A 10,603-nucleotide genomic window follows, 5' to 3' on the forward strand; every position below is an offset into this window, starting at 1 on the left:
GTCTCGTTTCCCGCTCCAAAAAAGGCGCGTTGGCAGAGTGGCCATGCAGCGGATTGCAAATCCGTCTACCTCGGTTCGACTCCGGGACGCGCCTCCAGATTCAGCCCAGGTGGTGAAATCGGTAGACACAAGGGATTTAAAATCCCTCGGCCTTAAGGCTGTGCGGGTTCAAGTCCCGCCCTGGGCACCAAACATAGGTTTACTAACGTCTACACTAGTAAACCAACTCTTAGAAAGACCTGATAAATCAATCAGGTCTTTTCTTTTTAGGTCTACTCTAGTCTATTGCAATCAACATGCGCCGAGGGGCATAATCAGGGGCACCTACACTTCTATTTTAAATGTGCCCCTTATAATGAAACTAAACGCACGACAAATCGAAACAGCAAAACCCAAAGAAAAAACCTACAAACTCACCGGTGGTGGTGGTCTCTATTTAGAAGTCACGACACGCGGCTCAAAGTACTGGCGTATGAAGTACTACCGCCCCACTGATAAAAAAGAAGACCGACTGGCTTTTGGTGTCTATCCGGCCATCTCTTTAGCTGATGCTCGCACCAAACGAGATGAAGCAAAAAAGCTAATTGCTCAGGGTATTGATCCCAAAGCCGAGAAAAAAGACGCACATGCTGGAGTAAAGGGAAAACATACCTTCGAAAAAGTCGCCCGTGACTGGCACGCCAGCAATAAACGTTGGAGCGAAGATCACGGCAACCGCATTCTACGCAGCCTTGAACATTATATTTTCCCACATATTGCAGGCTTGATATTTCCACTTTACGGACAAGCCAACTGTTAGCGCCGATCAAAACCGTTGATGCTGATGGAAAACATGACATTGCCCAGCGACTGCAACAGCGTGTCACTTCCATTATGCGTTATGCCGTTCAGAATGATATCCTTGATTCCACCCCGGCTAATGATATGGCTGGCGCACTTTCCACCGTTAAATCTAAACATCATCCCGCCCTGCCTCACGAACGTTTACCTGAATTTTTGAGCCGGCTTTCTCGCTATCATGGGCGTTTAATCACCCGCATTGCAGTTGAACTGACATTATTAACTTTTGTTCGTTCCAGTGAATTGAGATTTGCACGTTGGGAAGAGATCGACCTTGAAAAGGCTGTCTGGAAAATCCCTGCCACAAGAAAAACCATTGAAGGCGTTAAATTCTCCGAACGGGGCATGAAAATGAAAACGGAGCATATTGTGCCTTTGAGTCGTCAGGCTGTCATTTTGTTCAAATCATTACGCGAACTGAGCGGTGACTGTGAAGTCATGTTTCCTAACGATCACGATCCACAAAAGGTCATGAGTGAAAGCACGGTTAATAATGCCCTTCGTGGCATGGGATACGACACCAAAACCGATGTTTGCGGGCATGGGTTCCGAACAATGGCACGTGGTGCAATGGGAGAATCAGGATTATGGAATGATGATGCCATTGAACGCCAGTTAAGCCACGTAGAAAGAAAAAACGTCAGAGCTGCCTATATTCACACCTCTAAGCATCTGGATGAACGGAGACTGATGGTGCAATGGTGGGCCGATTATCTGGATGCAAACCGAGAAAAACATATCACACCGTATGATTTTGCTAAGAAACACCGGAAGTAACATGGATTAATGCTCAGAACGTATTAAGTTCATGATGATTTTTTAGACTTTGTTGCCCAGGACAACAAAGACTATTTTTAATACAGCGTGTAATCAACTAAAAATCCCATACCCTGACCCATCATACATTTTCCTTATTTTTCATTTGGTTAAATTTACCATCACAGCTATATACATGGTGTTTTTTTAGGCTGCTGTGCCTGTGGCACACAAGGTTGCTTTTTATACAGTCAATAGACAGCAATTAATTTTACGAATTGGTTAAAGAGTTTACGCTTTCAATTAATCTGAATTTTTAAATAATTCCTCTGTCGTCAAATAACGTCCACTAGGGCATTTCAAGGGCTCGATTACAGGGGGTATACATGCCAACAATGACAACATCTAAAGAAAGTCTCATTCGCCTGCCAGAAGTTCAGCGCAGAACGGGCTACAGCAAGGCATGGATCTACAGGCTCATTAAAGAAGATAAATTTCCGAAGCAAGTCAAAATTGGCCCTCGTTCGGTTGCATTTATTGAATCAGAAATTGATGGTTGGGTTGATCAGCGTATTGCTGAATCCCGTTCCTGATAGCGTGCTGACTGAATTTTGGTGCATCAGTTCACGATGCGGGTAATCCATTCATTGAGAGATAGACAAATCTTGCAATTGTTATTTAAACGAAAAAAGGATAGCGGTATGGGAGCTATCCTCCTGACTAACTGTCGGTTGGTTCAACCTTTGGGTTCAATACCACGCGATTGGAGTTCTTTACGGAGTATGCGCTTGATCCATGTAGCAAGGGAAGCATCACCATCGGTTTTTGCTTGTTTTTCAAGTTGTTGTCTGAATTCTTCCGTTAATCTCATTTGGTATTGTGGAGATCGTTTTTCTTTTTGTGTTGACATGGTAATTACCCAAGGATATTTTAAATTACATGGTAATGACCATTTTAATTTTAGTAACCAAATAAAACAACGCCCCGTAGTGCTCGCAACACATACAGGGCGTCTGACCAATAACCGTTGAGAGATAACGATAATGGCTGATACACAGCATAACCAAACTCACCCTAAATTTACATCTTCAGATAAAACAGATGGACAAAAATCGCTCGATCTGATTCAGACCGTGAAAAGATCCGCCATGTACCATTGGGAAAATCTGCTGCCTGCATGCGGCATCGACATTCCTGCAAAGGGGAAACATGGCGCTTGCCCTGTCTGCGGTGGTACTGACCGTTTTCACTTTATTGACGACCATCATCATGGCAACTGGCATTGTCGCCAATGTGACGCCCCAAACTATGGTGATGGGCTGGATTTAGTGGCAAAAACCAAAGGGATCTCGATTCTTGAAGCAGCAAAAGTTATTGCGGATACGCTGGCATTACCTTTGCCAGAACCCAAGCCAAATAGGGAAAGCATTCAAACAACACAGTCGATTGCTGAAAGAGTGACGGCACTGATGGCGCAAACTGTCGCCGGGCAATCTCCCTATCTGACCGCAAAAGGGCTGCATTGCCCTGGTCAGCGGCTGCTGTCCGATAATTCGATAGTGTTGACACTGACAACATTGGATAAAAAAGTAACAGGCGCACAGATCATTAAGCCTAATGGCGAGAAAAAATTACTCTCTGGTAGCCAGAAGAAAGGTGCATTTATTGCTGTATCAGAGCTGGAAGAGCACTCCGACACAGTAATCATTACCGAAGGTTATGCCACGGCGTTCACAGTTAATCAGCTCTATAAAGGTACTGTTCTAGTGGCGCTGGATGCAGGTAATTTGCTATCTGTCGCTCAAGCAGTTCGGGAGCGCTGGTTGGATACAAAAATTATTTTCGCCGCCGATAATGACTGGCACAGTCCCGACGAACTGGATAAGAACGGTAAGCCCAAAAAGAATGTTGGAAAGATCTCAGCGGAACAAGCTGCCCTTGTGGTTAATGGTTGGATCACATTGCCACCTACAGAGCATAAAGCTGATTGGGACGATTATCGCCAGCAATACGGTGTGGAAATAGCAAAGCAAGCCTTTACTCACGGGCTTTATCAACCGATATCAACCAAGAAAAAAGCAACTCCTCAGCCCAATGATGCCGAGCCTTCAAAACTGACATTATGCCAGATGGGAGCCAGTCAGCGCGGGGAAGTGTTACTGGCACGTTATGACAGCAATTTGGCTCTGGATGGCGCTTCGGAAGGCGTTCATCACTATGATGGTATCGTCTGGCGTCCGGTCAGTGATCGTGATTTAAAACGGGAAATGGTGGCTGCCTTTATGGAAGAAAAGCTACCATACTCACCGCATGGTATTAGTTCTGCCGTGGATGCCCTGAAATTACAACTTCCCATGATGCAACTGCCAAAACGCCATTTAATCGGATTCAATAATGGTGTGTTTGACCTGAAAACCTGCCAGTTTCGGTCGCATCGTAAAAGTGACTGGCTGCTACTTGCTAATGACGTTGAATTCAATTCCCCCATTTCAGGGGAAACCCTGAAAAACCATGCGCCACAGTTCTGGCACTGGCTGAATCGGGCAACAGCCCATTGTGAAAACAAATTTAATCGTGTATTGGCAGCACTGTTTATGGTGCTGGCGAATCGCTACGATTGGCAGCTTTTTCTGGAAGTCACTGGTGCCGGAGGCAGTGGCAAAAGCATCTTTGCTGAAATTTGCGCTATGCTGGCAGGCAAAGGCAATACCGTTTCTGCGAGTATGGCCGCACTGGAAAACCCACGGGAACGGGCGTTGATTGTTGGCTATTCGTTGATTATCCTGCCAGACCAGACTCGCTATGTCGGTGATGGCTCCGGTATCAAGGCCATTACAGGTGGCGATGAAGTTGCCATTGACCCGAAGCACAAACAACCCTATTCAACTCGTATTCCTGCTGTCGTGCTGGCAGTGAACAATAACGCCATGAGTTTCAGTGATCGTAGTGGGGGGGTGTCACGGCGTCGGGTAATTTTCAACTTTTCCGAAGTCGTGCCAGAAAATGAACGCGATCCACTCCTGCGGGATAAAATCGCAGCAGAATTGCCTGTGATTATCCGACATTTGCTGCATCGGTTCGCTGACCCACAAACCGCAAGGCATTTACTGACAGAGCAACAAAAATCAGAAGAAGCGCTGGATATCAAACGCGGCACCGATCCACTGGTCGATTTCTGTGGTCATCTGATTGCGTCCGATGAAGCTGACGGCCTGCTAATTGGCAATGCAGAAATTATGCCGTTCAATCCGCGCAAATACCTTTATCACGCCTACCTTGCTTATATGAAAGGCAATAACCTGAATAAACCTGTTTCCGTAACGCGTTTTGGCATGGATATGCCGGGCGCACTAGCGGAGTACGGATTGCATTACCTGCGTAAGAAAAGCAAACACGGCATTCGCAGCAATATGAGTCTGAATATCGACACAGCCAATGAATGGCTGCCAAAACTGACAAGGAATGACCAACCAGAAGAATAATTTTTCTTATACAGATATTTTCGAAGAAATATAAAAAAGTATTCACCACTATTCACTCTATAATTTAAATCAGATATTTCAGAGCATTGTAGGGATAATAGTTGTTTTTAAACTGTTCGCAAGTATTCAGCCCTGTTCACCATTTTTTCAAGTTTGAGGTGAAGGGTTAGTTGAAGAGTAATGATGAATTTGATTTCAGGTTATCACCATTTAACATTATGAATTTAAATAAAAATATTTAAAAGTGAATAGGTGAACAGTTTTATCACTAATTCTTTAATAGGGTGGGTTAAATAAGAATTTTTTTCTGGCAGGTGTTTTTCAGCTCTCCGAGTTACCGGGTTAATGTATTAGCCCGGTAACTCGGAGAAGACAAGCGCAGCGCGTCAGCCTGGCTTTAATCTTCTGCATTACACGAAATTAAAATTCATTAATTAACTAATTTTATTTAAATGTAAAGCTTAATCACAATTCTCTTGATTTGTTGCTATCCTGGCTTGAATAGATAATTCTGTTATATCTTGTTCTGTATACACCTTAACTTATCTGTGAAACGGAACCCTAAATTTTCTTCACTTCTGATGGAACAAAAAATTATGGTGAAAAGCGCTATGTTATTGGTTCTGGCTATTTTTTTGGGAGCAGGTATTGTAATGCTAATCCAATGGATGCGTCCCCCTACAGAAGATCCTTACTTTTTTTTAAATCCTAAACCAACTACACTTGGTGGTTACCACGCAATCGAAACTCCAATTGAACTGTATAAAAAAGGGGAAAAAGTAGAATTGGTGTTTTGGAAGGTTCCTCAACCCACACCTAAGCTTTTCTATCTTTTGCCTGCCAATACCCCATCACCTCAAATAATGCTGAAAATTAATGAGAGAGACGGAGCCAATTTAGGTTTCTATGTTAGTAATATTTTTGAAGGGAAGGGGCCTATACCTAAACTTACAGACGAGCCTGTTTTAGATGTAAAAATTTACAAGATCAATGAAAATTTAACAGAAACGTTAGTATATGAGAAAGAATTTACAAAACTTATTGCTGGTTATGGTGGTATGGATGGAGTTTTATTCGATCTTATTGATTTTGGTCACTCTTATAATTATGGACAATATCGACTGGAAATTGAAGTTTTAGCCAATTGGCCAGAATTAAAAATGGATGATTTAAGTTATTCCATCTATATTCGTCAACATGCAATAAAATAAAAGGATTTTTAAAAAAATGACGCCTATAAATACGACAGAAGAATTATTAATAGGGATTTTTAACGACAATAACTTTTCAAAAGAAAGTAAAGAAAAACGTATCAACGCGAGGGCTTACCCTGATCAAAAAATAAATTATGCAGCAGGAAAACCATGCGCTACATGTGCACCTCCACATGCAAGATCTGAGTTTGTAGCAAATTTAATTAAGTCTTTAGATAAAAGATATACTGTTACCATTTATGCAGCTCACCCAGGCACTCCTCTTAATGATAATTCAGGAAAACCTAGATTTGATGAGGAAAAGGGAGAAAGAATAACCTCAGCTGCTGGGCATATGTGGTATAAAATTTCAGATGGTAACACTAATGATTCCTATGGATTTGCCCCTATAGATTCAGGTATAAAAGGACCTGGAGAAGTCACTAAAAAAGATACAATACATTATGAAAATCCCCGGTTTAGCCGTACGATGGAAATCACAGAAGAACACTATAATCAATTAAAAGAATATGGTGATTTAGCTGTGAATAAAGAAAATCCTGATTTTGATCTTTATTATATGGAGTTTGGAATAGCTGCATTGATTTTACTTGGAAGGCCTTAGGCAGTGCTGGGTTGAAACCCAAAGCAACATGGAATGACTTGAGTGAAATTAATGCGATGAGTAAAGCAACGGGAACATTCGAGGGTGATATAAAAGTCGATAATAATATTCCTCATATAAAATCAATTCCAGCACCATTTCCTAAGAGTGAGTTAAACAAGGAGCATTACAATGCGCGCCCTAAAAAAACATTAATTCAAAAAATCCTTACAAAATCGGATGATAAAGATACGGGTATTGGAGTAGCTTAAAAATATATAAATGAAATGATTTCGAATTTAAAATAAAACAAATAAAATTAAAAGATATATTTTAAATTCAAAATAATAAAGCCGAATGATTATTTGAGTTTTTAAAATTATTTCATCATTCAGAGTTAACTAATGGATTGATATGTAAAAAGATTATGGAGATAACAAATGAGTAAAATAATGGATAAAATGACTCAACTACTTGATCGCTCAGGTTTGGTATTTACACTCATTACAGAACAATTACCTGAACAAACCTTTGCCGTTGTCGATTTTTCTCTAAATGAATCACTGTCTTCTCCTTTCCGGCTGGAAGCTACATTAACCAGCAAAACACCTGACATTGATTTTGCGGATGTCCTTGACAACAATGCCGCTTTTGCCGTTCACCGTAACGGGCAGGTTGAGCGACAAATCACAGGAATGGTTACGCAGTTTTCACACCTATCTACCGGACGTCACACTAGCCACTACCGTATCACCATTCATCCCCCTTTATGGCGGGCCTCATTACGAGTGAATAGCCGTATATTCCAGAACCAATCTGTTGTTGATATCGTAGAAACTCTGCTCAAAGAAAATGGCATCCGAAACATTTCCTTTGCGCTTGGTTATAAACACCCACCACGGGAATTTTGCGTTCAGTATGATGAAAGTGATTTGGCTTTTATTCAGCGTTTACTGGCTGATGAAGGCATTTTTTATTACTTCACTTTCGATCAGGAACAACATGAACAGCACATCATGTTTCACGATTCCTGTCTGTCTCTCAATCAGGTTATTAGTGTGCCCTATCGTCCAGAAACTGATGTGACGGGCACGACGACCTGTATCCAGCAGTTAAATTGGTCAGAACAGGTTGGCGTTGCCAATGTCACTGCCAAAGACCGGACTTTCAAAAATCCGCATTGGAACCGAGAATTCTGGTATGAAGGGCGTAACCTTGCCAACCAACGAATACTGAAAAGTTATAACTATTACGATTTTCCCAACCGCTATAAAGATGACGAATTAGGGCAACGGGCAAGCCAGTATCGTCTGGAATATTTACGCCGAGATACTCAACGTGGTAACGGTAATGGTGACTGTTTTGCCATGTGGCCGGGGCAATTAGTTGACCTGACAGACCATCCCAATGAAACTTTTAATGATCAATGGCAATTAATTCAGATAACTCATTCGGGACAACAGCCACAAGCTGACGAGACTCAATCTAGCGGCAGCGGTACTTGGCTTTCTAATCAGTTTACTTTCACCAGTCGCAAAAACTCTTATCATCCTTCGCCCTACCCAAAACCAAAAATGGAAGGTCCGCATATTGCGACAGTCGTTGGGCCAGAAGGTGAAGAAATTTTTTGTGATGAGCACGGGCGCGTTCGCGTTCAATTTGACTGGGATAGGTATGGCCAATTTAACGATCAGAGCTCCTGTTGGGTCCGTGTCAGTCAGGCATGGGCGGGTCAACTAATGGGAGTGATTGCCATTCCTCGCATTGGTCATGAAGTGTTAGTGGATTTTATTCACGGCGATCCTGACCAGCCAATTATTGTCGGGCGGGCATATCATGCCAATAATATTCCACCAAACCGCCTGCCAATGGCAAAAACGCAAATGTCAATCCGCTCCAAAACCCATAAAGGCCAAGGGTTTAACGAACTGCGTTTTGAGGATGAGAAAGATCGTGAAGAGGTCTTTATTCATGCGCAAAAAAATCTCGCTATTAAAGTACTCAATTCACGCGACGAACGCATTAACTATGACCGTACAACCAGCATCGGGCATGACGATGAATTAGTTATCGCCAACAATCGTAAAATCACAGTCGAAGGTCAACAAGATCATAAAACTACAGGAAACTACCTTGAGCAAATTGACGGTGACCGCTCGTTGCAAATTAAAGGCGATCTGGCAGAAAAGATTCAAGGTATTGTCAGTATTGATGCGCAAGGGGATCTGACACTACAAAGTGGGAGCAAACTTACTCTACGTGTTGGCGGGAGTTTTGTTGTGCTTCATGCAGGTGGTATTGATATCAAAGGCCCAGCTATTAATCTGAATTCCGGTGGTAGTCCCGGTGATTTACTGGCGCCCGCTAATCCCGCCATTTTACTTGCAGCAGCAAGTGAAGGTTCAATGTTCGTCGCCCATTGTCCAATGAAAGATAAGGAGAATCAGGAATGAATCAGGACACCCTTTATGCTATTATTGATGGCGCAGCAGAGCCTGACCTATTTTTGATGCTCGAACATTATGATCCGCCCTCCACCTGCCTCTATGGTGAACCACTCCAGCCAGAATTAGTTAAAATTGCGCCTTATCTGGTTCAAGTTGATGAAAAAGTTAAAATTTGGCTGGAGTGCCGTAGAACCCCGTGGGGGATCTTCGTTCACAGTGAAGCAAACATGAAAACCGTTCGACAACATTTACGTAAATACCTGCAAGTATTACTTCCTCAGCAGGATAAACCTGTGTTTTTCCGTTTTTACGACCCGCGTAATATCTGGGATTTTCTTAGTGTCCTCAGTGACTGGGAAATACATTGCTTTTTAGGACCGATCCAAAAAGTTGCAACAGATTATCAAGATGAACATAAAGAAGATAATTTCCTGAAAATTAGAGAAAAATATCCTGATAACGCCAAGGGAAGATATAAAATTTTCAGAATTAACGAAGAACAGTATGAACTGATAGAAATAAAGCAAAAAGAAAAGTATTTACAAAAAATTGATTCTATTTTGCTATCTAAATTAGCAGAACTAAGAAAAAGTATCAGCATTAATAACTCATTATCATTTTTAGCTTTTTTCTATGATTACCTGCTTTCCGAAAAAATTACTGATACAGGGTCTATAGAGGGAATTCTTAATAAAGTGGTCAGAGAAGATAATTTTGATATTGATAACTTTGATAAATCAATTTTATCGAACCTTGTTGATGATGGAACTCCCGGCTGGTATAGAGCTAATAAATTTATTAGTAATATTTAACCAAGTGTTACCTCCCTAGATAATTACTGTAATAAATATATTTCCATTTCCTTACAATCATGGAGAAAAATAGTATGGGAAATGCAGTCAAAATCGGTGATATCGGTACAGAACATGGTGATTGTCCGGCAACGCCAGTCATTACTGGTGCTAACAGCGTCAAAGTGGATGGTGCTTATCTCGCCCGGCAAGGAGATGCTCTACAATCACATTCATCCCACTCTCGGGCGATAGCAAGTGGCTCAAATTCTGTTTTTATTGAGGGAAAACCAGCTGCCAGAACGGGTGATACAGTTGATTGTGGTGGTGTGGTTATCGGTGGTGGTAGCGTAAATATTGGTTGAGAATATTTAATAAATCAGTTAGCCTGAACGAACTTCCTGACCATCATAGATGGTCACATAGCTGTAATGGCAAAAAACCTCCCGTAGCCTGAAAGGGAGAGCAAGATTGCGGTACATCTGCCCAC

Annotated in this window: 9 protein-coding genes, 2 tRNA genes and 1 pseudogene; 11 read left to right on the plus strand and 1 reads right to left on the minus strand. The window is 41.9% G+C overall.

The annotated features are described in order from the left end of the window. The first annotated feature begins 23 nt into the window (after positions 1-23). From AAC147_RS03755 to AAC147_RS03770, 4 genes and pseudogenes are all read left to right on the plus strand, one after another. A tRNA-Cys gene (locus AAC147_RS03755) sits at positions 24-97 on the plus strand. 6 nt (positions 98-103) lie between these two features. Next, a tRNA-Leu gene (locus AAC147_RS03760) sits at positions 104-190 on the plus strand. 95 nt (positions 191-285) lie between these two features. Beyond that, positions 286-1,614: pseudogene (locus AAC147_RS03765) on the plus strand (tyrosine-type recombinase/integrase); the annotation flags it as partial. Positions 1,615-1,982: 368 nt separating this feature from the next. Then, the gene (locus AAC147_RS03770) at positions 1,983-2,189 is read left to right on the plus strand and encodes a helix-turn-helix transcriptional regulator (RefSeq protein ID WP_047685675.1); all 207 of its coding nucleotides are present in this window, start codon (positions 1,983-1,985) and stop codon (positions 2,187-2,189) included. A 143-nt stretch (positions 2,190-2,332) separates the two neighbouring features. Here AAC147_RS03770 and AAC147_RS03775 read toward each other — a convergent pair whose 3' ends face one another. Further along, on the minus strand, positions 2,333-2,506 hold the full coding sequence (locus AAC147_RS03775) for a hypothetical protein (protein ID WP_197056425.1): 174 nt from the start codon (positions 2,504-2,506) through the stop codon (positions 2,333-2,335). 133 nt (positions 2,507-2,639) lie between these two features. On the opposite strand from AAC147_RS03775, the gene AAC147_RS03780 reads away from it, so the two are divergent. The 7 genes from AAC147_RS03780 to AAC147_RS03810 all read left to right on the plus strand — a co-directional run bounded on the left by AAC147_RS03780 (position 2,640) and on the right by AAC147_RS03810 (position 10,478). Beyond that, a complete protein-coding gene (locus tag AAC147_RS03780) occupies positions 2,640-5,078 on the plus strand; it encodes a DUF5906 domain-containing protein (protein WP_081989151.1) in 2,439 nt (812 codons plus the stop codon). 596 nt (positions 5,079-5,674) lie between these two features. Continuing rightward, positions 5,675-6,289, plus strand: coding sequence for a hypothetical protein (locus tag AAC147_RS03785; RefSeq protein ID WP_052189791.1), 615 nt, complete (start codon positions 5,675-5,677; stop codon positions 6,287-6,289). Positions 6,290-6,305: 16 nt separating this feature from the next. Continuing rightward, the gene (locus tag AAC147_RS03790) at positions 6,306-6,896 is read left to right on the plus strand and encodes a hypothetical protein (RefSeq protein WP_052189793.1); all 591 of its coding nucleotides are present in this window, start codon (positions 6,306-6,308) and stop codon (positions 6,894-6,896) included. Between the two features lie 38 nt (positions 6,897-6,934). After that, positions 6,935-7,147, plus strand: a complete 213-nt coding sequence (locus AAC147_RS03795) for a hypothetical protein (protein WP_339955594.1) — start codon at positions 6,935-6,937, stop codon at positions 7,145-7,147. 168 nt (positions 7,148-7,315) lie between these two features. Next, positions 7,316-9,328, plus strand: coding sequence for a type VI secretion system Vgr family protein (tssI, locus tag AAC147_RS03800; RefSeq protein WP_072032559.1), 2,013 nt, complete (start codon positions 7,316-7,318; stop codon positions 9,326-9,328). Then, positions 9,325-10,134 (plus strand): DUF4123 domain-containing protein, encoded by an 810-nt coding sequence (locus AAC147_RS03805; protein WP_047685677.1) that lies wholly within the window; start codon positions 9,325-9,327, stop codon positions 10,132-10,134. The genes tssI and AAC147_RS03805 overlap by 4 nt, the downstream gene beginning before the upstream one ends. A 74-nt stretch (positions 10,135-10,208) precedes the next feature. Continuing rightward, a complete protein-coding gene (locus AAC147_RS03810) occupies positions 10,209-10,478 on the plus strand; it encodes a type VI secretion system PAAR protein (RefSeq protein ID WP_047685679.1) in 270 nt (89 codons plus the stop codon). Positions 10,479-10,603 lie beyond the last annotated feature (125 nt).

Source organism: Xenorhabdus sp. NBAII XenSa04 (assembly GCF_963866145.1).
GTDB lineage: Bacteria > Pseudomonadota > Gammaproteobacteria > Enterobacterales > Enterobacteriaceae > Xenorhabdus > Xenorhabdus indica.